At 41.0% G+C, this 22,193-nt stretch carries 22 protein-coding genes; 9 read left to right on the top strand and 13 right to left on the bottom strand.

All coding sequences use genetic code 11. The features are described 5' to 3' along the window. Positions 1-36: 36 nt before the first annotated feature. Positions 37-540 carry a VOC family protein gene (locus BLQ87_RS12370; RefSeq protein WP_083361875.1) on the bottom strand — a complete coding sequence of 168 codons (504 nt, stop codon included), beginning with the start codon at positions 538-540 and terminating at the stop codon, positions 37-39. A 326-nt stretch (positions 541-866) separates the two neighbouring features. On the opposite strand from BLQ87_RS12370, the gene BLQ87_RS12360 reads away from it, so the two are divergent. Then, positions 867-1,406, top strand: coding sequence for a GNAT family N-acetyltransferase (locus tag BLQ87_RS12360; RefSeq protein WP_074607048.1), 540 nt, complete (start codon positions 867-869; stop codon positions 1,404-1,406). Beyond that, complete coding sequence (locus BLQ87_RS12355) at positions 1,394-2,461, top strand: DUF6688 domain-containing protein (protein WP_074607046.1); 1,068 nt, start codon at positions 1,394-1,396, stop codon at positions 2,459-2,461. Before BLQ87_RS12360 ends, BLQ87_RS12355 begins: the two co-directional genes overlap by 13 nt. 63 nt (positions 2,462-2,524) lie before the next feature. On the opposite strand, the gene BLQ87_RS12350 is transcribed toward BLQ87_RS12355, so the two are convergent. The 8 genes from BLQ87_RS12350 to BLQ87_RS12315 form a co-directional block, all read right to left on the bottom strand. Further along, entirely contained in the window at positions 2,525-2,977 is a 453-nt protein-coding gene (locus tag BLQ87_RS12350; RefSeq protein WP_074607045.1) for a GNAT family N-acetyltransferase, read from the bottom strand. Positions 2,978-3,000: 23 nt separating this feature from the next. Then, complete coding sequence (locus tag BLQ87_RS12345) at positions 3,001-5,598, bottom strand: non-ribosomal peptide synthetase (protein WP_172664896.1); 2,598 nt, start codon at positions 5,596-5,598, stop codon at positions 3,001-3,003. A 381-nt stretch (positions 5,599-5,979) separates the two neighbouring features. Beyond that, positions 5,980-6,399: a hypothetical protein gene (locus BLQ87_RS12340; RefSeq protein ID WP_074607041.1), complete on the bottom strand. Its 420-nt coding sequence runs from the start codon at positions 6,397-6,399 to the stop codon at positions 5,980-5,982. Between the two features lie 19 nt (positions 6,400-6,418). Then, positions 6,419-6,853 carry an SRPBCC family protein gene (locus BLQ87_RS12335; RefSeq protein ID WP_143010424.1) on the bottom strand — a complete coding sequence of 145 codons (435 nt, stop codon included), beginning with the start codon at positions 6,851-6,853 and terminating at the stop codon, positions 6,419-6,421. 10 nt (positions 6,854-6,863) lie between these two features. Then, positions 6,864-7,985 (bottom strand): ferritin-like domain-containing protein, encoded by a 1,122-nt coding sequence (locus tag BLQ87_RS12330; RefSeq protein ID WP_074607037.1) that lies wholly within the window; start codon positions 7,983-7,985, stop codon positions 6,864-6,866. Further along, positions 7,949-9,550, bottom strand: a complete 1,602-nt coding sequence (locus BLQ87_RS12325) for a GMC oxidoreductase (RefSeq protein ID WP_074607035.1) — start codon at positions 9,548-9,550, stop codon at positions 7,949-7,951. Before BLQ87_RS12325 ends, BLQ87_RS12330 begins: the two co-directional genes overlap by 37 nt. Further along, positions 9,547-10,077 carry a hypothetical protein gene (locus BLQ87_RS12320; RefSeq protein ID WP_074607033.1) on the bottom strand — a complete coding sequence of 177 codons (531 nt, stop codon included), beginning with the start codon at positions 10,075-10,077 and terminating at the stop codon, positions 9,547-9,549. The genes BLQ87_RS12325 and BLQ87_RS12320 overlap by 4 nt, the downstream gene beginning before the upstream one ends. 18 nt (positions 10,078-10,095) lie before the next feature. Beyond that, positions 10,096-11,835, bottom strand: coding sequence for a phospholipase D-like domain-containing protein (locus tag BLQ87_RS12315; RefSeq protein WP_074607032.1), 1,740 nt, complete (start codon positions 11,833-11,835; stop codon positions 10,096-10,098). A 490-nt stretch (positions 11,836-12,325) separates the two neighbouring features. On the opposite strand from BLQ87_RS12315, the gene BLQ87_RS12310 reads away from it, so the two are divergent. Beyond that, positions 12,326-12,706: a hypothetical protein gene (locus BLQ87_RS12310; protein ID WP_074607854.1), complete on the top strand. Its 381-nt coding sequence runs from the start codon at positions 12,326-12,328 to the stop codon at positions 12,704-12,706. 64 nt (positions 12,707-12,770) lie between these two features. Here the strand turns inward: BLQ87_RS12310 and BLQ87_RS12305 are convergent, their stop codons facing one another. Further along, the gene (locus BLQ87_RS12305; protein ID WP_074607030.1) at positions 12,771-13,658 is read right to left on the bottom strand and encodes a DMT family transporter; all 888 of its coding nucleotides are present in this window, start codon (positions 13,656-13,658) and stop codon (positions 12,771-12,773) included. 101 nt (positions 13,659-13,759) lie between these two features. Between BLQ87_RS12305 and BLQ87_RS12300 the strand changes: the two genes are divergently transcribed. Beyond that, positions 13,760-15,181 carry an aminotransferase-like domain-containing protein gene (locus BLQ87_RS12300; protein WP_074607028.1) on the top strand — a complete coding sequence of 474 codons (1,422 nt, stop codon included), beginning with the start codon at positions 13,760-13,762 and terminating at the stop codon, positions 15,179-15,181. Positions 15,182-15,214: 33 nt separating this feature from the next. Here the strand turns inward: BLQ87_RS12300 and BLQ87_RS12295 are convergent, their stop codons facing one another. The 3 genes from BLQ87_RS12295 to BLQ87_RS12285 all read right to left on the bottom strand — a co-directional run bounded on the left by BLQ87_RS12295 (position 15,215) and on the right by BLQ87_RS12285 (position 16,972). Further along, positions 15,215-15,751 carry a dihydrofolate reductase family protein gene (locus tag BLQ87_RS12295; protein ID WP_074607026.1) on the bottom strand — a complete coding sequence of 179 codons (537 nt, stop codon included), beginning with the start codon at positions 15,749-15,751 and terminating at the stop codon, positions 15,215-15,217. A 65-nt stretch (positions 15,752-15,816) separates the two neighbouring features. Beyond that, positions 15,817-16,599, bottom strand: coding sequence for an AraC family transcriptional regulator (locus BLQ87_RS12290; RefSeq protein ID WP_074607024.1), 783 nt, complete (start codon positions 16,597-16,599; stop codon positions 15,817-15,819). 25 nt (positions 16,600-16,624) lie between these two features. Next, positions 16,625-16,972 (bottom strand): nuclear transport factor 2 family protein, encoded by a 348-nt coding sequence (locus BLQ87_RS12285; RefSeq protein ID WP_074607022.1) that lies wholly within the window; start codon positions 16,970-16,972, stop codon positions 16,625-16,627. Between the two features lie 218 nt (positions 16,973-17,190). On the opposite strand from BLQ87_RS12285, the gene BLQ87_RS12280 reads away from it, so the two are divergent. The 5 genes from BLQ87_RS12280 (at position 17,191) to BLQ87_RS12260 (ending at position 21,959) form a co-directional block, all read left to right on the top strand. Beyond that, positions 17,191-18,639, top strand: coding sequence for a serine hydrolase domain-containing protein (locus BLQ87_RS12280; protein WP_074607020.1), 1,449 nt, complete (start codon positions 17,191-17,193; stop codon positions 18,637-18,639). A gap of 313 nt (positions 18,640-18,952) precedes the next feature. After that, complete coding sequence (locus tag BLQ87_RS12275; protein WP_074607019.1) at positions 18,953-19,603, top strand: hypothetical protein; 651 nt, start codon at positions 18,953-18,955, stop codon at positions 19,601-19,603. 130 nt (positions 19,604-19,733) lie between these two features. Beyond that, positions 19,734-20,390, top strand: coding sequence for a hypothetical protein (locus BLQ87_RS12270; protein WP_074607016.1), 657 nt, complete (start codon positions 19,734-19,736; stop codon positions 20,388-20,390). Between the two features lie 108 nt (positions 20,391-20,498). After that, complete coding sequence (locus BLQ87_RS12265; protein ID WP_074607014.1) at positions 20,499-21,215, top strand: hypothetical protein; 717 nt, start codon at positions 20,499-20,501, stop codon at positions 21,213-21,215. A 186-nt stretch (positions 21,216-21,401) separates the two neighbouring features. Continuing rightward, entirely contained in the window at positions 21,402-21,959 is a 558-nt protein-coding gene (locus BLQ87_RS12260; RefSeq protein ID WP_074607012.1) for a TlpA family protein disulfide reductase, read from the top strand. The last annotated feature ends 234 nt before the right edge of the window (positions 21,960-22,193 follow it).

The following is a 22,193-nucleotide window of genomic DNA, read 5'->3' as shown; positions in this document are numbered from 1 at the left end:
AGTGTTAAGATATCACGGCCACCATCAATAGATTATTTATTGATTTGCAGCCATATGTAGGGCAATTCGGTTTCCCTCGCTATCCTTAAATTCTGCAACAGATCCGAATGCTCCATTTGAGGTTTCGGGATATAAAATTTGCCCTCCGTTTTTTAAAGCTAATTTTAGTGTTGCATCAATGTTTTCTGTCTTAAAATAGATCAGCGTACCGTCTATAGTCGGTTTGTATATTTCTCCTTTTGCCAACGCGCCCGAAATACCACTATCTGTTACGGTAAAAGGAAATAAAGCCATTTCATTGTGATCGATCATGTCTTTCTCAAAGTTAAAGTTGAAAACGGCAGCATAAAATTTTACGGCTCTGTCCATGTCGGTTACCGGAATTTCAAAATAGACAACCGGATTGGAATTTTTTTTAGTGCTCATCTTTGTGATTACATCTTTTGTAAGGGAATCTTTCTTTTCGTTTTTACAGGAAAAATAGAGGGTAATGGTCAGCACGATGCTGGTTAATAAACAGGTTGTTTTTTTTGGTAACATCGTTGCCATAGGTTTGCATGCAAATGACCTGACAATTTTTTATCGTATAAGTCCGTCAGTTTTCAAATATACAAAATGGATGTTGCTAAAATATATCGGATTTTACGCTGTATCTTCTTTTTGGAAAGGGACAGGAGAGGGATTCTATATTTTTGAAGGATTCTGCGGATAAATTTCTTAATAAATTAGCTAACTTGATGGCCTGGAATTAAACGATGAAACCATCATGATCTCAAAGATCACTTCACGAAATGAACCGAGCGTGTGAGCTCATGAATACCATTGGAAATCAATAAAATAATACGAAAAACAACAAATATATTCTGATGAAAATCAATATAGACGAAAATATAACTCTTGAACTGATTGCAGCGCAGCATGCTACGGGACTATACGCTGTTATTGAAGGAAACAGAACCCATTTTGCTGAATTTTTAGCATGGGGTGATAATGCCGAATCCCTGGAAAATTTCAATAATTACATCAGGAACTGCGAGTTACAATACCAGCAGGGAAATGATATAAATTTTGTGATCTTGTTAGACGAAAAGCCGGTAGGGAAAATGGGATTACACTATATAAATACCTATAATAAAAGTGCTGAAATTGGTTATTGGCTCGGTAAAAAGGAGGAAGGCAAGGGAATCATTACAAAATCATGTAAAGGTTTGATCAGTTATGGTTTTACGGAATTGGGTTTAAACAGAATAGAGATTAAAGCAGCCGAAAGTAATGTCAGAAGCCTGGCCATTCCAAAGAAGCTGAATTTCACAAAAGAAGGTATATTGAGACAAGCGGACCTGGTTAATGGTAAGTTTCTTGACCTGGTTTTGTATTCCATGTTAAACGAAGAATGGAAATCATAACAATCATATTTTTATTGTCATTACCGGTTTTGGGCTGTGTAATCTACAAACAAGCAAGAAAAGGCGTAGCTACACCGGTAAAAACGTTGGAATATGTGTTTATACTGGGCTTTACACTCTCTTTTTTGTTGTTCTGTTGCGGTTTAATGATCTATGCTGCGGACTATTATACTGCGATTGACATCGTTGATGGGGGCTATTCGCCCTTTGCATCTAAGCACCTGTTGAGCCTCATCACCTTTTTTGTTCTGGCTGTGTTCGGACTGTGGAAGCTATGGTTAAAAGGACGGGCGATGCCTCCGTTATGGTTTGTGCTGATGCTGGTTTTTGTTTTAACCGGCATCCCCATCAGTATTGCTGTATTTGTTCAAATCTCTCATAGTACGGAGTCTTATGATGGATGGCTGTTCGGTTTTTTACCTTTTGCCTATATTTTAACTGCGGTAGCCGTAATTTGTAAATGCGTTGTGGAAGAGCTTGCTGTTGCAAATGATAAGGTTTATCGCAATAAAGTGCTCAATTATTTAAACCAAAAGATGGCGAAGACCGCCCATCAGCCATTCTACGTGTTAATTTTGTTGATTCCGGTTTTTGTCGTTATCGTTGCTTTATTGATCTTATTCGGACAAGAGGCGGATTCGATGAGTAAGGTGTTTACCGAAACCACAACCTGGCGTTTTTCGACTAAGACTCATCCACCATTTTTAGACCATCAAGGTCATTATTTATGTACGGTCGCAGTTTGTGGTGATCCGAAAGTGGTAAAGCCGCTTCGTTTAGGAATAAGGCATGGTCATGAAATTATCGTAAACAGGCAGCTGCTCATTGCGAACGCTTTTGAAGAGTTGATCCAGGAAAATCTCCCGGCAGCACATCGGGCAATCAGGGCTTGCTATGATAAATACGGCTATCCGTTATCAAAGAAAATCACTAGTCAACAGGGCTCAAACCTGGTTTATAGATTGATGAAACCCCTGGAATATTTCTTTCTCCTGTGCTTGTATTTGTGTGTTACTAAGCCGGAAGAAAAAATTGCCGGTCAATATGTCCTGTAATTGCGGTTAAAACCAAATTCACCGTTATGATCATCAGCAAAAGCCCCCACAGAAAGGTGGGGCTTACTTCTTATGGCCATCAACCAGCTTGAATAAAATAACGAACGGCGGTGCATGCATAAAATCAATATCCTGATAGAACTTCATGGCTGGCATAAACTGATGAGTCATTAGTGTTACTGTACTTAATCCCTGTTCAAGTGCATATTCTTCTGCATGATTCATCAACATTTTCCCATATCCCTTTTTTTGCAATTGAGGCGCAATAAATAGTTCATCGATATAAAGTTGTGAGCCTGTCCACCAGGTTTTTGTATGGGTAAAGATTGCTCCGGCAAAAGTGTCATTGTCAAATAGAACAAAACCTTTAAACTGTGGAGAGGAGAAGTATTCTTCCAGATACTTTAGGGCATCTTCATATTTCCATTGATAGTTCCATGGCGCCTGGTTATACGTTTGCAGATAAGCAGTGGCACAGATTTCAAGATCAGTTGTGGTAATTGGCTTAATGGTCATAAAATTAGAATTGGGTTACTTGATTAGCTATTGTCTAAAGCGTCCTGTAATATTTTTCCAAACTCAATCACGTTTGGATGATGAAGCATCGTTTCATGATCTCCTGAAACATCGAATACTTTTACACCTTTTTCGGCATACTTCTTCCAGCCGAGATATTTAAAGTCGTCTACAAAGTAGACCCGTTTTTTTGCTTTAAACAGATAAACAAAATTATTGAAAGGGACGATCTCATAAGTTTTAAATGCAGTCTGGTGTTTTTGGTTAATTAACTGGATTCTGGTGTAAACTTCATCCAGTTTTGGCTTTTTTATTAAGCCAAGGCTATAGCCTGTGTTACGTAGCTTTTTTTGAAATTGGTTGAATTGATAATTAAGGGTCGTTGAGGGGTGTTTAAAGAAAGACCTGATCAACCATAGTAATTTCGGCAATTGCCGTCTGATTTTTTTTCGGAATATCGTACGCAACGGTTTGTTATAAACACAATTTTCTGCATCGGTATCAAAAATTCCCAGCATTTTCACTTCTTTGCCCAAAGCAGTAAGTTGTCTTTCCATCTCCACAGCAATGTATCCACCAAAAGAGTAACCGGCTATCGCATAGGGACCATTTGGATTGTGCTCTACTATTTCATCAATATAATGCCCGGCGATGTCAGACATCGTTTCAATGGTATTGTCGACCTCTTTTAGATCCGGGGGTTGTAAGCCAAATAAGGGTTGTTCATCATCTACATATTTTGCCAGATCTTTAAAATTCAATACATAAAGTCCATCACCATGGACAATATATAAAGGCATTTTATTTCCGGTCGGTTTAATCGGAATAAGAGATTTCCATTCCCGCTCCGCAACACCCTCTTTTTCTATTGAAGCAAGTAAAGAGGAGATGGTTGGGTTTTTAAATAATATAGCTGCAGGAAAAGCTGTTCCTGTTTCTTTTTCAAACCTCGACAGGATCTGCATCGCCATAATAGAATGGCCCCCCAGTTCAAAGAAATTGTCATTGATTCCCAGCTTTTCCATGCCAAATACCTGTTCCCAGATCGTTGTCATTATTTTTTCAAGCCGGTTTATAGGTGCTGCATACGTTGGACTGGCTTCGCGTGGAATAGCTACATCCAATAAAGCCTTTCTGTCAATTTTACCATTAATGTTTAAAGGCAGACTTTGCATTTCAACCCATGCCAGAGGAATCATGTAATTTGGCAATAAGCTTTCCAAATAAGTGACAATGGCCTTCTTTTCAAAAGTTGGCAGGGGAACAACATAGGCGATCAGCTCCTTTTTTCCCTGCTGATCATCTTTTGCAAGGACGATGGCACTTTCCAGATGTTCTGACTGATTAAGCACATGCTCAATTTCACCGAGTTCAACCCTGAAGCCTCTTATTTTTACCTGAGTGTCTTTTCTGCCGAGAAATTCCATGTTCATGTCCGGTAGCATCCGACCCAAATCACCGGTACGGTACATTGTTGCGCCGGAATCCGTATTAAAAGGATCAGGTAAGAATGCGGCGGTTGTTTTCTCCGCATCGTTGGCATAACCCCGGGCCACACCAACACCACCTATGAATAATTCTCCGGTAACTCCTGCGGGAACTGGTTGGAGTTGTTCATCAAGTATATAAAAGAAGTTGTTATTAATCGGTTTACCATAGGGGATGCTTCTCCAGTCTGGCTCTATTTTCTCTACTACGAAATAGTTCGACCAAACCGTTGCTTCGGTAGCTCCACCAAGGCTGATGACACTGACATTTGGGAAAAAATGTTTTAACCTGTCTGGCAGACTTAGCGGAATCCAGTCGCCACTCAAAAAGCAGACCCTGAGCGAAAGCTGTCTGTAATCCTTATCGGTTAATTCGAGCTCCTTCACTAAGTAATCGAGTGTAGTGGGTACAGAGTCCCAAAAAGTGATCTGGTAATGCTGAAGCATCCAGTGAAGCTGATTGATATCACTCAGTTGTGCCTGTTCGGCTATAACCAATGAGCCACCCGTCGCTAAAATTCCAAATATATCGTAAACAGAGAGGTCAAAACACATGGAAGTAAGGAAGAGCAGACGGTCCTCAGTTCCGATATTAAACTGTTGGTTTACCCATAAAATCAGATTGACAGCCGAATGATGTTCAATCATTACACCTTTTGGTTTGCCCGTTGAACCTGACGTATAAATGATATAAGCCAATTGCCGGCTATCAATGCTTAAGTTTAAATTGCTTTTATGATAGTGGTCAACTGATGCGGTGCTAATGTTTAAGGATTTTCCTGCAGGTATTAAATCGGTGACCGGATGCGTTGAGTCGCTGAGCAACAGGCTGATCGCTGCGTTCGAAAGTATATACAGTTGTCTGTCAACAGGATATTCGGGATCAATAGGGATATATGCTGCTCCCGCTTTGAGTATCGCATACATTCCGATAATCATATCGAAACTGCGCAGTACCAGTAGCCCTACATTATCGCCTTGTTTTACACCACATTCAATAATGAGCCTGGCCAGTTGATTGGCCCGTTCATTTAAATCCTTATAGGTCATCGATTCCTTTCCAAGTCGCAGAGCGATATGATCAGGGGTTTTTAAGACTTGCTCTTCCAATAGGGTATTCAATGTTTTATCCATTGGATAAGGAACACGAGTAGCATTGAAATGTGCTTGATCGTTGGATGAGGAATAATTAGGGGATTTTGGACTGTAAAATGGGTGGCTGGACATTTATTGATTCTTGCTATGAGCGAAAAGTAATTGTATTTTAATGCAAAGTAGTAATTTGTTATTAAAATGTGTTATTTTTTTACGCGGCAGGAACTTTTACCAGCCTAAAATATGACTTTTTGATTCGCTGATCTGGCGCAAAACAAAGCTTGATTACCGGAGATTTCCACTACAACGAAATCACCCAATTAAGGAAATAGCCTGGGAACCGGGCTTTACTGATAGCAGTCATTTGAACAGAATGATCAAAAACCTGCTCATCTTAGGATGGCAGGTTTTTTTATGGAATTAATCTTTTGATGGATCCGGGATAAAATAATTTCGGTCAGGCGGAGCTTCATGAAGCGTGAAAACTTTTTGATAAACCGGATCATACACATCGATGATGGTGTAAGTTCCTGAGGTTAACCATTCTCCCTCTGTCCAGTTTCCATGGACGTCTAATTTCTTATAGATCGTTTCCGTCTGGATAAAGATGCGGCCCCAGAACAACCATTTTCCATTGATATTATGGACATAGTATACCCTAACCGGATCCAGTTGGAATATACGCGCGGAGGGCTTGTCTTTAAAGCTGAAGATTTTACCCTCAACATCGGCTAAGGTAACCGGATTAATGATATGTTGCTCCCGGTCCATTAGATCCGAAGGAAATCCTTGTTCTGTGGTTAATTGAAGGGTGTCATTTATTTCTACATAGCTTCCCATTGGATTTGATGTTTTAGGGTTAATTAAATATTTTCTTTAGGTTGGTAAACCCATTTTCATAGAATTGAGTTAAGCCGTCTTCATGGTAAACAAAATGACCAGTCCATTGAACTAAGCATCTTTTGCCAACTTCAAGTTCGATCACCCTGATTTCTGCATGGTATTCCTTTATCGCTCTGCCCCAGGCGCCGTCATGCCATCTGTAATGGTAACAAAGGCCGGGGTTGTTCATGTAAATCAGCTCTTCTGTGGTAGTCGGCTGTCCGGGAAAGGTGAGGATTCTTCTGATTTCCGGCAATTCTGTCTGATCGGAGCCTATTTCTGTTTTTTCGATGTCGGGATGCCACAAATGTATCGTGTAAAATCCTCCAATCATTGCCCACACTTTGTCTGCCGCAGAATTAAGCTCAACAGTCCGGACAATTTTCCATTTTTTATCGATTTGACCTGTCATGATTTCTGGTTTAATATTCAATTAATCTAAAACTAGGACCATAATTTCCGGGTATACCCAGAACTGGGATTTTCATTAGCGGAATGGCAAACTTTTCAAGGTCGAACATCAGTTCTATTGCCTTCCATAGCGCCGCCTGCCCGCCATCACCCCATGCACTTTCCAGCGTATGGATCATTTTAGAATAGACCAGGTCAAACTGATGCGTCAGTTCCCAGACTTCTTCCGGCACATCTTTCTGCAGATAGCCTCCCTCTGGGACGATAGCCATTGGCCAGACCTCAGGAAATGCGAGTGGCGACATAAAAGCATATTTGCCGGTTGCCGGATCTAATTCAATCTTCTGTCTTTTCCTTACTTCCCAGAATCTGTAAAAGTGGGAGAGCTCTTCAGGAGCAGTTTTTGTTTCATTTGCTTCTACTGCGCCTTCTCCCTGCTCCATAATCCAGTGGATGGCACTATCCAGTTTTTCGAGATTGTCCACGATGAACCAGGAAAGTGGGCCGCTGACTTGCTGATCGGGTTTCATCTCCGGTTTCAGGCTATGGAACTCTTCATTAATGGCAGTATACAAGGCGCCAATGGTGGTAGAATGTTCTCCGTCATGTTCATGACAATCTTTATATTTACTGTCGTACTCCGCGATCTGAATCTCGCCTTGCGGCAGTTCTATTTCCAGGAAGTCATCCAGCATGTCATCATTCAGGCCAGACAAACGAAGTGTGAGCTCCGGATGCACTCCGCCAGGCAGCTTTGTTGGATACCTTAGCCCTTTATCACTGGTATCATAAATCTTAGGATCTCCACCAATGGAGCTGAGCAGGTTACAAACCAGGGCCAGATGCAACATTTCTTCCTGTACAATATGGCGGATGGATTTGGCAACCGGGTCAAGGTTGTCTTTGATCGACCATAATGCGGCGAGATAAATGGGAATGGTTCCAAATTCCAGATCGATGCATACCTGAAGTGAATCTTTTAGTAAGGCTAAACGGAGTTCATCGTCGACAGAATCAATTAAGCTATGGTTGAGCAGCGCAACATGTTCTTCCATGGTTGTATCATCTTTCCGGATGACTTCATCGATGCTGGTATTTAGATTTTCTGTGGTTGTGATGTCTTGTGATTCCATTGCGTTAATAGGTTTGATTGTTGAATTAATAGGTCTGATAGTCTGAATGATAATGCGGTTAAGGTTAAAGTCGGATTCACCGCACTACCAGTAGGGAATACCCCATTGGAGCAGAGGTATAGGTTCGAAATTCCATGTACTTTGAGGTTTTCATCGGTTACGCCATCGGCTGCTGTTTTGCCCATCCGGCAGGTTCCGGTGGTATGGTGTGCACCCGGTTCATCAACCCTGGCATCTCCGGGATTAATGGTACAGCCCATTTTAAGGATCACCTCTTTCATGATTTCCAGGTTTTTCAATGCATTCTCATTTTCTTCCTCAGTCCGGGAAAAACTAATCTTGGTTAGAGGCAATCCAAATCTGTCGGTACCTTCCATAATTTCCAGTCGGTTGTCATATTTTCCCTTTTCCTCCATGAAGGCCTGAAGTTCAATCGTCATCGGACCGCTCATGATGGCATCGATCTCGTCGCAATTTTTTCCGGCAATCATCAGTTTGGCGATGTTCTGATTGGGTTGCACACGATCTTTGAAAAGAAAGATCTTTCCGATCGCCTGTCTACCCGGTGTATCGTAACTTCTGGACATGAGGGTCGGGAAATCATATTCCTGAAACCATCGTTCCTTATTTTCCGGAAATGTTCCCCTTACTTTTAACATGGAATGAGAGATGATAAAGCGTCCACATAGATCTTCATCATTTCCAACACCTTTCTCCCAAAACTCATTTTTGGAGTTCATGAGTAATTTTGGTGTTTCGTACGAACCGGAACAGATGATGTAATGGCTTGCTTTTTCCAAACTTACCTCACCTGTGAGGTTATTCAGACATTCTATTGAAGCAATCTTATCCTTGCTTTCACAGTTGATCTTCCTTACCGGTGTATTGGGCCTAAGCGTAAAGTTGACATACTTCTTGTTTTCCAACAGTTCCGTCAGGATATCTACCGCAGAAAATCTGGAACCAAAAGGGCAGTACTTACACGTTCCGGTGGTGAAGCATTTTCTGTACCTCGCCAAAGGCATTTTACCGGGTTTGATGTCCATTTCTTCAAATGCTTTGATCATTAAGCCATCGGCAGCTGTCCACTCAAATGGTGGCATTGGATAAGGTTTGCTTCTTGGCGACCATTTTTCGTCTTCATCGCCGCAAACGGCCAGATATTCTTCCGCCTGTTGATAATAGGCTTCCAGATCGTCATAAGAAATCGGCCAGTCTGCGCCCTGTCCCGTATTGCTGTGGAGCTGAAAGTCTTCCGGTTTAAACCTTAGGGACCAGGCTCCCCAGTGCATGGTAGAGCCACCTACGGCTTTTACCCTTGCACCTTCGGACAGCCAATTGGTGGTGCCAACAGATTTAGCTTCCCATTTTTTATCATAGGTATAATCGTAGGGTGTTCTGTTTAAGGTGATGTAGTCCCACCATGCCCGTCTGTCCTTTGAGGGGATCACCGGCCCTGCTTCGAGCATAAGGATAGCGGTAAGCGGATTATGCTCCAGCAGACGCTTTGCTATTGTGGTTCCGGCTACGCCTGAACCGACAATAATATATTCATAGTTTCTCATGACTGCTGCGCGTTATTGGTGGCCGGATCTGGTTTATAAACTCTAACTAAATCTTGCTTGCTATATCTCGAACCTTTCACATAACCATGGTAGTTCTTACCACCGAAGTGCTTAAATCCACTGGCCATGACCTGCATGATGATAAACTCATTGACCACAAATGCTTTGGTATGCGCCAGTCTGGTTGTCGGTGGCCCCTCAGGTTGTTTGTAGGTCAGAAATAGTAAACGGTAGGCATTTTCCTCACCATTCAGGTCAATCAGCTCCTGTATCACATAAGTTGCGTTGATGTACTCGCCTGTATAGGAGGGGGCTACATTGGTTTTTGCAGCGACCATTTCCAGCCAGGAGCTTTTGAGGTTAGAGGATTCGTAATGGACATTTTCCCATACATTTCCGATCTGTACAAATAGTTTCCAGAGGAATTCCCTTTGGGCAGCGGTTAGGGGGTGCTGCTCACTCTGGATAAGTCCGGGATCAATGATATCCTTGCAGATATCTCCGGTTAGCATTAATTTTGTGTTCATAAGGATGGATTTTATATTTTATCTAAATAGCAGACGTTCCTGTGTCTTTCTGTAATTACTTCCAAAATAGTCTTCGGTCCAGGAATCATCCTTTTCGAGGTAAGGACTGGGGATGTCGGCAATTTCTATTTGTGTATCGGCCCCGGTTGAAGCTTTTTTGGAATTGATAAGGGCATAGCGACTGGCGATATCACGGAAGTAAAAATGATTCCAGATGCGCATAAATTCTCCGAGATATACGTCGGCAACCATTTTATCTCCTTTAATAACCAACATATTTTCGTCGTTGTTCACCGTTGAAGCCTGACTGAAATTGGCAGAACCGCTGATTACAGTAGGGTCTTCGCTGAGTGGATTGATGAAGAGGTATTTAGTGTGCAGGTATTTCACCATTCTATTGAGGCCGGATAAGTTCTCCTCCAGCCACCTGTGCAGTTCAGAGTCACCGACAACGGCTTTAGCCAGGATCTCTCCGATGGCGATGTTGTTATTTTTGATCTGAGAATAACCGAGGTATTGAGTATAGGCTTTAGAAGGTCCTTTTTCCGGTTTCTTTGGATTTGGTGCCGGTGGTTTTTTCTCGAAAAGGACATAACGGGTATTTTTGAGGTTGTTCTGCATAACCAAAGCAAAGAGGTCGTTCACACCAAAGGCAGCAGTAAAGCCAACCATTGATTCTGCGCTGTCTATTTCATTCGCGTACCATTGTAGGGCATCGTTTGAGGACCTGGGACTAAAAACAGGTTGCGTACCGTCAACAAATGCAGTGGTTGGTGTTGGGGTCTGCGCAACAGTCCAGCTTCTCAATTGCTTTACAGGAGTATCCAATGATAGTTTTGTCCAATATTCCAGATATTGGGCTGCAATTTTTTGATCTCTCACGATGTGTACGACATTTGATTGCCCATAAATGCCACCATCGGTAAAGTTGGTTGAACCGGTTAAAACTTCTACAGGAACATTATCCTTTAACAGAATGATGTATTTGTTATGGGAGATATAAGCCGGGTCGGAGGTTCTTGGGATCATCAGTTTTCCAATTCCTGCTTTGGCAATTGCAGCTTCGCTGGCCACCTTCGGTCCGGTTGGATTTACCCTTGCGTCGTAAACAATTTTTACATCTGCACCAGTTGTGGATGCATTCCTAAAGGCATTTAAAACACCTTCATGGCTGAATTCATAAGCTGCAGTTCTGATGCTGTATTGAGGGCCTTTTGCCTGACCTATAAAGGCCAATATGGCTTCTTCCAAACCCCTGGATAGCCATTTGAAAGCCTCAGGACCGGCAGCTTCCGGAGTTTTATTGCCAAACTTCCTGGCGTAGGCCTGGCTACCGGCAACACCGCGGTTAAAATGGATGGCAAAGCGTCCGTTGTCTTCACTTTCTGTCTTGATTTCCGTTTCAACAGCTGTTCCATACACTAAGTTTTTTGGGCTTCCATAGACAGGGACTACTTTATAGATATAGCTGCTATTGGGAGCAGCAGTATAATCCCCCCACATGAAACTTTGAATTGGAGCTTCCTGTGTAGATACGAGTGAACCTGGGGCAGGATTAGGATCAATTTCCTCAAAGGTCTTGAATCCTTTAAGCCAATATTGTTCTTTTTTTGTCTGGTCTGTTCTGTGGATGGCAAAGCCTAATAGTCCCTTTCTGGCGGCATCATTTGCATCCATGGCTAAGAGTACTACATAAGTGCCGGCGATGGCGTTGACGGAGATGGTTTTATCCCCTGTCTGGTTGGTTCTTTTTCTCATTGAGAGCGAGTTTAAAGTTTAAGAAATTAATAAAATCAGTGTTCTGAAAAATTCATGACTATGAATTTTTAGGGCTGGTAGAGAGAACGTTGCCTCCGACTAATACAAATGCCAACAGTTTTAGTCAGGTGTTTTATTTTAAGCGTTACTCTAAGCTAGATATTTTTTTTGACAATATCACCGCGATCCTTCATATTGAATTTGAACGAGAGGATAGTGATAATCAGCACACTCTTACGTGCACCGTCTATTGGTCTTGTTTTACTTAGTTATATTGATTGTTAGCCAGTTAGGTATAAATACCTGTTTGCAAATACAGGCGAAAATACGCTGAAAGCGCATTGTTTTTTGATGGATATTTGACTTACAATCAAAAGCGGTGAGCAAAATGAAGCAAATGCCGGCTGTACGCTCTCAGTTGATTCCGTTTGTGGTAGTAGGAAAACCGAAAACCTTAAAAAGTAGGAAATCATCTTTAAACAATAAAATTATGGGATTTTATGGAACTGAGCCGGTAGATCCGGCTAGAACTAAAGCCACATATTTGTGGACAGGATTACGCACCCCTGGAATATTTATCATCGAAGTTCAGGGAGATGCACCAAATTATTCATACGGATTTACCCTATCGCGTGACTCGCATTTTGTAGGAGGACTGAAAATTAACTCTATGGGCTGGACCGGGCCATTGGGTGCAGGTACCACGCCTTATGTGTCGAAAGGATCATTCCCCGGACAATATCTTCCTGAAATTGTGATATCGGGATCAAATGGTAGTTTTTTGATCCCTGTGAAAGAAATACCTCATACCGAAGTTGACAATTATATCAAGTCGCAGGCTGAAGTAGATGTACTCCAGCAACAACAATAAAACAAGCGCTGAAATTCCGTTTTACTTTAAGCAGTAAAACGGAATTTTTTTGTTTCCAGCTCAACTATTTAGCGAATTTTTTTGAACCTGCAACACAAAGAATGACACCAATGGTAACGCCCAGCATCGCAATGCTTACCTTTTCATGAAGTAGGGTGGCGGCCAGAGCCAATCCAAAAAAAGGCTGCAGGAGTTGTAATTGCCCTACTGCTGCAATACCACCCTGAGCGAGGCCACGATACCAGAATACAAAGCCAATCAGCATACTGAATACAGAAACATAAGCGAGGCCAATCCAGGCTGCTGCGCCAACTTCTGTGAATGATGTGGGACGTTGTATATACATCGTAGGTGCCATGAAAGGCAGGGAAAGTACAAGCGCCCAGGAGATAACCTGCCATCCCCCCAGTGTTTTTGAAAGTTTTGCGCCCTCGGCATAGCCCAGTCCACACAAAATAACCGCCAGTAACATCAACAGGTCACCAATAGGTGAGGCTGTTAAGCCCTGAGCGATTGCAAAACCAATCACGAGCAGGCTTCCTAAGATCGAGAACAGCCAGAATGCAGGGCGGGGGCGTTCTGCCCCGCGCATTACGGCGAATATAGCTGTGGTAAGCGGCAACATTCCCAGGAATACAACCGAATGTGCGGAAGTTACATATTGTAAGGCCAGCGCACTCAATAGGGGGAAGCCCAGTACAACACCGATGGAGACAATCACCAGAGAAAAAAGCTGTTCCCGCGTAGGTCTTTTTTCCTTAAAAACGAATAGCATGCAAAGAGCCAGCAGCCCGGCAATGGTTGCCCGGGAAACCGTTACAAATACCGGATCGAAACCCAGAACGGCCGCCCTTGTGGCAGGTAGAGAGCCACTGAAAATCAATACCCCAATGAACCCATTTCTCCAGCCCTTGCTGCTGTTTTTGTCAATAAATGATGGATGATTACTCATGATCTTAAGCTTAATTATTATTTAGGCGAAATTAGCCGGGGAATAGCAGTAAACACAGTCTCAGTTTTGTGTATTTTAATGGACACAGTTATCTTTGTAGCATGAGTAGAGATTTTCTTTATAATGACATCGCCAACGCAATTGCCAGTCAGATCAGAACGGGAGTTTTGAAATCCGGTGATAAATTGCCTTCTGTAAGGGTATTGTGCAAGGACCATGGCATTAGCATGAATACTGCTAAGCGCGTGTTTCTGGAGCTGGAAGCCCAATCATTGATCGATTCAAAGCCGCAGTCCGGTTATTTTGTGAGCCAGTCGTCTTACTTAAAACTTCCACTTCCTGAAGTCAGCCGGCCTTCATCGGTAGCTAACGACAAAGAACCAGACGAACTGGTGAGTAAAGTCTATGCCGATATGGGAAATGAAGGGCTCACACTTTTTTCTATTAGTGCCCCTTCCGGAGAGCTGTTACCCCTGGCCAAGTTAAAAAAAGAGATTGTGCATGCGACAAGGGAGCTTAAAGATGCCGGCACAGCGTATGAACCTTTACAAGGCAATTTGAAATTGAGGAGAATGATTGCAGTCCGCTCTTTAGTATGGGGAGGGGATTTACAGGAAAATGATGTGATCACCACTAACGGCGCCATTAATGCCGTGTCCCTTTGTTTGATGGCATTAGGGAAGCCAGGAGACACGGTTGCTATGGAAAGCCCTTGTTATCCCGGGACCCTGCAGCTGGTGGTAAGCCTCGGATTTAAAGTGCTCGAGCTTCCAACGCACCCAATCACGGGCTTAGCATTAGATGCTTTAAAGCAGGCGCTTCCTAAAATTAACATTTGCCTGTTGGTTCCCAATTTCAATACCCCCCTGGGAAGCTGTATGCCTGATGAACATAAAAAAGAAATCGTTGCCCTTTTATCTGCACATGACATTCCATTAATTGAAGATGATGTATATGGCGACCTGTATTTTGGCACCCAACGTCCAAAATGTTGCAAATCATTTGATAGAGAGGGAAATGTTTTGTACTGTAGTTCAGTCTCCAAAACCCTGGTTCCAGGCTATCGTGTTGGCTGGGTTGCTCCGGGAAAACACAAAGAAAAGCTGTTAAAGTTAAAACTGATTCATTCCATATCCTCGGCTTCTATTATCCAGGAATCCGTGGCTAATTTTCTGAAAACAGGGAAGTATGAAAATCATCTCCGTCAGCTTCGCCGGACGTTACAAGACAATTATCAGCATTATATTCATGCCATAGCGGAGTATTTTCCGGAAGGAACTAAAATAAGCAGACCTCAGGGCGGGCTTTCGATCTGGGTTGAATTTAGCAAGCGCATGGATACCAGGAAATTATATGACCTGGCGATTAAGCAACAAATCAGCATCGCACCGGGACGAATGTTTACCCTGCAGGATCAATTTGAAAACTGTATGAGACTCTGTATTGGCCTGAGCTGGTCAGCTGAAATTAAGTTTAAACTAAAACAACTTGGAAATCTGGCGAAGATGATGCTGGCGGATTAAAGAACCTTTATCTCCATAAAGTCCTTTCAGAGCTTAGGCGTTATTGATGCTATAACAGAGGGATACCAGACCGGTTTCATAAGTTTTACTCCGCAGGAGCCTGAGTTTAGTGCGGCTATTCTGCTTATTGAATAGCGCTTTGCCGCTGCCAAGGAGTATCGGATGCACTGATAACCATAATTCATCTACAAGGCCCTCTTTCATCAAAGCATCGCTGAGTTCAGCTCCACCATATAGCCATATGTCTTTGCCAGGCTGTTCTTTTATCCTTCGGGCCTGGGCAATACTATCCTCAGATATAAGGACCGCGCCTTCTTTTACTGTTTTCAATGTTCTGGAAAATACGTATTCGGTCATTGCCGGCATACCGGGAACCGGTTCTCCGTTATTGTTCTCCGCATATTGTTGTGCGATCTCGTAGCTTTTACGGCCAATAAATATCGTGTCTACACCAGCAAAGAATTCGTTCAGACCATAGTCCTGATCTGTGAAGCACCAATCATATTCGCCATTAGGCCCTTCAATATATCCATCCAATGTTACGGCTAATCCTAATATTAGTTTTCTCATATCCTTAATTTTTTGTATTGCAAAACTGTAAAGAATAATTTAGTTCAAATTGTACAAAACGGACACTAATACAGAATATGTGGTGCATGTACCAATTCCGAAGGAGTACCGCCAGTATAAGTTTTGTAGTCACGATTAAAGTGCGCCTGGTCATAATAGCCACTTTTGCAGGCTATTTCCGTAAGTGAGAGAACCGGGTGTTTTTTTAGGTGAGTCAATGATTGTATGAACCTGGAGACACGCAGGTACTCTTTGGGTGACAGGCCAATGTATTGTTGAAATTTTCTTGAAAGATGGCGCTGGCTAATGCCAGTATCATTGGTAAGTTTGCTTACTGATATTAAGCCGGCAGCGCTTTGCACCTGCTGCAGGCAGTAGGCCACCTGCAAATCATTTTTCGCCCGGGTCAATTGTCGCAGCAAATAATGCTGTACCATAAATACACGGGTATCATTATTACGAGCGGAGGCCATTTTATCTTCTATTTCTTCCGCCAGGTTATTCCATACATCTGACAGCGCTGCATTGGTGTCTGTTAGCATTTGCATCGGAAGGTGGAAGAATTTATACGCCATACCAGGATAAAAACAAACGGCAAGACAACCAGCGCCTTTACGCATCTGAATATCCATGGGGCGGCTCATACGAAAGCTAATGATGCTGCGCTTGTGCAATTCGTCACCAATAATAGCGATTGGTGTACTAGTGTAGTTCACAAACAGTTCAACACAAGTGTCGGGGAGCACACGTACATGACTTGTATCTGTACCTTCATCGCAATCCATAGTACATATCAGCTTAATGTAGGGCTGCAGACTTGGGATGATATCATACATTTGAATACGCATACTTTGTAAAAGTATAAATTTCCGACTAAGTCTCCACAACGAAAGCCTTTAATCCGGCCATCTTACCCTCGCGAAATCGCCAGACATCGCAATAGGAGTACTCTATCATGATCCCATCTTCATTCTTCATACTGATTTTACCAATCGCGGTAACAAACTCGCCTTCGGCAATTAAGTTTTCGACCATGAATTTGGGTGGTTCCAGGTAGGCCGTTGCCATGTATTCCCGAACATCCTGTTTCCCTCGTAGTATCCTGTCGCCCACAAATATCCATTCTGTATCCTCGGTACAGAAAGATAGAAAACCCTCGTAGTCACCTGCTGTGACAGCGGCATTTGCTTTTTCCAGTATTGCTTTGTGATTCAAATTCATGTGATATTTCTAATTTAAATTCAATTGAGTAACCCTCAACGGCTGAGGTTTTATTATTGGTTTGAGAATCAAAAGCAATACCAAAAAAGTGCGGCCCAACATCATTTTTTACCTGTTTGTCTATAAATTCCACCTTTCTGTACGCATTAAGGTCCAGGTCGTCTACTTAATTTTCCGCAATGTGCGATTCGCTTACTTTAGTGTAAATAAAAAAAATTATGAAAAGACTAATCCTGACCTCAGCTGTGCTCTGCCTCTTTACTGTCGCCTTTGGAATTACTACTTCCAGTCGTTATGTTTTATTACAGCTGGAGCCTTTTGTCTCGAAAGATGTTAGAAAGCCAGTAGAAAGGGCCAGGATTATGGCTGCTAAACTGCTGGAAATTTCTAAAATACCGGGTCTTTCCATTGCGGTAAGTCAAAAAGGTAAAATTGTTTATGCCGAAGGATTCGGCTATGCAGACCTGGCAAATAAAATCCCGGTGAATAGGGAGACACAATTCAGAACTGCTTCTTGTGCCAAAGTGATCACCGTCACTGCATTCGGCAAATTGCTGCAGGAAGGTAAATTGGATTTGAATGCCGGTGTCAACAAATACTTGCCCGGACTGCCGCAGGAATATCAGCAGATTACTCCGCTCCAGCTGACAGGCCATTTGTCTGGTTTGCCGCATTATGCAGATGATGATAAAATTGAGAACCGCTTCTACAATTCAACTGAAGAGGCTTTGAAGGTGTTTTCGCATCAGAAACTCTTAACTCCTCCAGGGACAAAATATAGCTATTCTACTCATGGATTTACATTGTTATCGGCGTTAATGGAAAAGGTCTCAGGCATGACTTTTTTAGACTACCTGAGCAAAGAATTGTTGCAGCCATTAGACATGAAAAATACGGGACCTGATCTAAGAAAACATCAGCACTATGGTAATCTGGCCAGACTTTATGATTTTAAAAACAATCAGCCGGTCGAAGAAACTAGTCCTGAAGATGTAAGCTATAAATGGGCTGGGGGAGGATTAATAAGTACGCCATCAGACCTTGTAAAGTTGACATTTGCCTATACCAATGGTTTTTTGAAAAAGGAAACCGTTCAGCAGATGTTTAAACCACAACATTTATTGTCCGGAGAAATGCTGCAAATTGGCATTGGCTGGAGAATCAGTAAGGATATTTTTGGAAGAAACGTGATAGAACATGCGGGTGGGATGGAAGGTGCAAGGACGGTTGTTTGTATGTTTCCTGATCAGGAAACTTCTGTTTCATTGATGGTGAATGCTTCCTGGTCTAGCTCAATAGAAGAAACCGCACATTTATTCGCTCAGCTTTTTATGGATCGTCAGGAAACAAATAGCGTAAAAGACTTTGAGACCGAGGTCATCACCAATAGTAACCTGAATGGAAAAGAAGTTAATGGAAGTGCTCAACTGAAATTTAAGGAAAACATCGGCGATTTAACCTTTGCGGATGGCAGGCATTACGCGATAGTCCCATTGAAGCGGACAGATGTCTATGGTTTAATAAGTCCGGAAGGGATTTACTACCTGGAAATGAAGACTACGAATCAACAGGTTACCGCAAAAGCAATTGCTTATGGTTCGCAGCGAAAGGACAGCGCGATAGACAAAGCTCCTTTTTTGCAGTTTACTTTTGCTGACATGCGCTGATCATTAGCCCGTTCTTTGTGATTATTTATCATTTTATGCATTCAATAAGCAGGTTCCAGGTACAGTTCCCATCTATTGCTGGGTAAATTCCATAGGCAGAGACCACTTGTTCACAACTGGTCCAATGTCAGATCCATATTGGATCAATTCAGGATTGGCTTTTTACGCTTTTCCAAATTAAACTGAATTTATAGGGAAATCATCCCTGAAAACTAAATTTCATTCGTCCCGAAAAGGCAGATACTTTTTGGAGCGAATGAAATTTTTTGGTATATGTTTGACGCTCTTTTGTTTTTATCTAAGATATAGATTTATGGTTGAAGAACTTATCGATTATTATAGCACGAACTTGACTTTCTACAACCTGGTAACAAGGAAACTGATCTGGTGGAAAAAATTGATTCCGGTTTTGCTTTTTCTTGCCGTCGCTGCACTCTTTGTTGTATATTTTATCAAGCTAAAGATTTATCTGTTGGTGCTTTGTTTGCCTTGCTTTGGAGTAGCCCTGTTTTTGGGTAGACGGTTCAATGCCCTTAAAGTAAAGGAGCTTTACCAACGGCATTCCATCTCAAAGTTCTCCTGGTCTACGGAAGGTTTCCATCAGGATGCGGTTCAAAATCTAAACGGTTACTTTGAGCGTAAGGGCTGGGATGAAAATAAGATACAAAAAATACAAGAGCTGATCAAAGAGAAAGCAGATAAAGAAAGAACTGGGTCTATTATTTTCATTTCCTGCCTTGGGGCATTATTCATACCCTTATGGAATGTCTACCTGGACAAATTGATGGGGCAGTTCAATACAACCGAAGATCTGAGTATTCTCTTTGCAGTACTGTTGTTTTTGATTACTGCAGTGTCTTACCTTATGATCAACCTTGCCGATATCAGGGATAATTTCATAACCAGGTTTGTTAAACTAAACAAACTGAATGAACTTATAAGTGAAGTCCTGTTATCGCGCTAAGCTTAAGGAATACGATTTTTAACGCATTTTCCTTCTTATCAACATATCGGCACGAAATTCGGAGGGTTATAATTACATAACTTAAATAAGTTGTGTATATTCATGAATTAGCAGTCAGTTTCAAGAAAAAATGAAAATAAATGAACTTAAAATTATGAAAAATATTTATCTATACTTTGTATTCATTTTGATTTCAGCCCAAATGAATTTATTCGCTCAAAATATTCAGAATAAAGGCAATTATACCTATCAGGTAAGAGAAGAACAGGGCGACCTAAATAATGATGGCAAAACGGACAAACTAACGGTAAAAATGGATACAACAGATGAAACAAGGCCATTTAGATTACAAGTTTTCCTATCTCAGCCAAATGGGAAAAAATTAACTTTAGCGGTATCTTCGACCAAAATAATTGAACCACAATATCCTATTGAAAAGCAAGGGGAACCTAATGGATACCAGATACCAAATTTTTTTATTGAAAAAGGGATATTATCAATGTGGAGTGAAATTAAAGGCGGGAATATTACTTACGATTTCAAATATCGCAAGGGCAATTTTGAATTAATTAACGTGAAAAAGTTAACTACTAATGCAACGAGAGGGTATATTGACGAAAATACAATATTTACAGAAACTAATTTCAACTTAATTTCGGGACTCAGAACCGAAACTGATGATAAATTAGGTTCGAAAAAGGCATTGAGTATAAGAAAAAAAACCGTTTTAATCAGACCCTTACCGAAAATACAGGATCAGAAATTTTCTGATAAAGAATTATATTAAAAACACCCCATTGCCACAGCAATTGGGGGAAGCCATTGCCAACCGGGCCTAAAAGAAAACGGATAGGAAGAAAAATCTAATTGTTGTATTTTGTAAATTAGACTTGCTATGGAAAATATACCTCCTTATTTAAAGAGCTTAAAGCTCATTAAAGAGTCGTTAGACAAGCTCATGGCTAACAGGGCTACGGCTGTTGAAATCAGATCTAATGAATTATATGACCATATATCTAAAAATCCGGTGTTAATGAAATCATTCCCTACCCCGGGGATGTTTAACCATTTCTTGAAAAAACAGCATAACGACAACATATTAAAGCAAATCATCCCAAATTATCGGGTCGATACTTCGAATAAAAATTTTTACCAATGGTATTTTTTTAAAGAGACAAATAGAGATGTAACACAAGGAAGAGGAGTTGAAACCATCGGCAGCAAGCTAAATTACCAAAAAGGTAGTCAGAAAGTCATTTCCGAAGATGGTCTAAAGTTTAGATCAGAGCAGGAGCTTGAAATCTACAATAGACTTTTAAAATGTAACTACCTAACCGTTGAATATGAGCCCAGACTTGTAGAATTTGGCGAGCAGAAGTACCCTGATTTTAAAATTTCGAACAAGCTCAGTCAAAAAACATATTACTGGGAACATTTTGGCCAAACAAATTCTGACAGGTATTTAGATGCCATGGCCGAAAAAATTCAATGGTATAGAAATAATGGATATAAAACTGTAGCAGATGGTGGGAAACTAATTTACACCATTTATTCAGACTGGAAAACCTTTCAAAGGGATATTGACAACTATATAGCTGTTATCACTAAATAAATTCTGTAGTTGTACGAATTTTGAAGCGTTCTTGAAATTAACAGTACTTACTCAGCTATCCCAAGAACAAGAAAACCAAATATTTTTAACAACTTTTAACAACTGTCATGTCAAGTTGCTTAACTTTTTTTTATTTAATTTAAAATACCAAAAATCAGCTAAATATATTTTTGAAAGATTTAAATTATGACAAAGCGATTAGCAGTCCTGTTTAGTTTAATAATGTTAAATTTTACATTATTAAAAGCTCAAAATAATGCATCAACTATATCTTCTAGCAAGATAATCAGATTAAATTACCCAGAGTCCTTAAAAGATTTAATTAAGCAGTTTAAAGGAAAGATAATTTATATTGATGTCATGGCTTCCTGGTGCAAGCCTTGTATTGAGGAATTTAAATACACTAAGGAACTTGATGATTTTTTTCAAGAAAAAGATATAGTTTATATATATATAACAATTGATGAAAAAAGCGGTATTGAAAAGGCATACGATGTAATTAAAGAAAATTCATTAAATGGATATTTTGTCTCCTACCATAATCCAGTGAAAAAAACTGAATCTAGTGATTATGTGAAATTCATAGATGATTTGCTATTTGTTGTTGATGATAAAGGAAATAGAGGCTTCAAAGGCATTCCTATTTATTCAATTTTAGATAAGGAAGGGCAAATCGTTGTCAAAGACGCTTTAAGACCATCATCAAAAGAAAAATTAAAAGAGCAACTCAATAAATACTTATAAAAAGCATATCATTCATTAAAAGTGAAACAAAATTAGCTTTGGGGCTTAACATCCACAAGATGCTCAACTGATAACTGCTTGTTCAGTAATTGATTATGTTGGGTTCGATGAGTAGGGCGAATCGCTGCACATTTTGATAGGATCAATGCCAAAAGTTGTGGAGCAAGTATTAAAAATATAGCTTTGTATTTTTATATAGTTTCAATTTATGCCATCAGCTGCCGCGTCCTTGCT

It is taken from the genome of Pedobacter steynii (assembly GCF_900103665.1).
GTDB classification, from domain to species: domain Bacteria; phylum Bacteroidota; class Bacteroidia; order Sphingobacteriales; family Sphingobacteriaceae; genus Pedobacter; species Pedobacter steynii.
Note: the sequence above shows the minus strand (reverse complement) of the source record. Positions and strands in the feature narration are given on the sequence as shown.